The 1323-nt window shown below is 51.8% G+C and carries 2 protein-coding genes; both read left to right on the forward strand.

The window, feature by feature from the left end:
- Positions 1 to 324 precede the first annotated feature (324 nt).
- Complete coding sequence (locus tag ACN0IC_RS15485) at positions 325 to 474, forward strand: hypothetical protein (protein WP_416879647.1); 150 nt, start codon at positions 325 to 327, stop codon at positions 472 to 474.
- A 200-nt stretch (positions 475 to 674) separates the two neighbouring features.
- A complete protein-coding gene (locus tag ACN0IC_RS15490; protein ID WP_416879648.1) occupies positions 675 to 992 on the forward strand; it encodes a hypothetical protein in 318 nt (105 codons plus the stop codon).
- Positions 993 to 1323: the final 331 nt, after the last annotated feature.

The raw sequence follows: 1323 nt of genomic DNA on the forward strand, positions 1-1323 counted from the left end.
AGATAATCCAGTGCGATCTGCTTGGAGAGGAGAGTCTGCAGCACATCGCCATCACGATGTGATGGGACGGAGGAGGAACAGTGCGACAGTGAGGTGACGGAGAGCAGCGGACCGGGGGGAGGGGGGGGGGAGGGGGAGGAGCAGGAGTAGGCGGCCAATGAGAGGTCCTCAGCCGAGGGGATCCTGGCCAACAGTGTACGCGGGGACCCACACAACCTCTTATATTTTACAAGAATGATGAAAGTGTGATTTCGTGTCCCCGTTGCGCTGTACGATGGACGCATTCTTTAATGTGTGTGATCTTTCAGAGACAGGGACCAGCTGGTGGAGTTCCTCAATGATGACCTGGAGGTGGTCAGCCTGTTCGTGGTGGTGATCAAGGAGACGGACAAGTCGGGATGTTTCGTGCCAGCCCGAAGGTCGAAGAAAACGGCGAAAGAATTTAAGAAAACGGTCAGGAAATTGATGTTTTGAAGACAGGAATGGAAACCAAGGAAGAGACTATTTAAATTGTGCTCACTGCGGCAAATAATTTGACTTCACTGCAACTTTATGAAAGCACAGTAAATCAGTTCATTGGAGAGACCACCAAGGAAACAAACCTTAGAAATGTAACGGCAGCAGAAAATTATTAGACTTCACCACAACTTTATCCAAACACAGGAAAGTCGACCATGAAAACGCCGAAGCTCGAAAATGCTCCGAAACTCCTTGATAACGAGTCCCTGAAAATCAAGGTTCGCCAGGTGGGGAACCGTGACGAGGACAGGCTGCTGGAGTCAGAGGACAATGACATAGAGCTCCTTGAGGTGGAGGGCAGGGGCGACCAGATCAACAACAAGGCCAGGAAGCTGGAGCCTGAGGATAACAGAACCGACGACCAGGTGGATAGGGAGGATGTGGTGCAGAACAGCATCGGGCAGCAGGACAGACACGGTGAGGAGGTTCCCGATGCTACTACTCACCATGAGATTGAGATTGAGAGCCTATGAACCGTGTTCTTGGCCACATTATTATTTGTTTCGTCAAGTTCTGAAGGATTTTCTTCTTCAGGATGCACAGATTCTGAATAAACTTTATGTTCATCAACACCATCTCTCCGGAGAAGGGGTTGAAGTTAGTGTCACTCACGCTGCCGGCGCAGGCGCGCCGCAGCGGCGTCTGGGGCCACGGTGCACCGTTGACGCCGCGGCCTGGAGAGGAGCCTGGGTGGACAACCTGTCCACCCAGCCTCCTCTCAGAGACTGAGGGATGTTCTCTAAAACAGCTGTATACAATAGTCTAATACACTACTCACCAGTCACCACCAGGCAGGGGGAAAGG

The organism is Litorimonas sp. (assembly GCA_029936425.1).
GTDB lineage: Bacteria > Pseudomonadota > Alphaproteobacteria > Caulobacterales > Maricaulaceae > Litorimonas.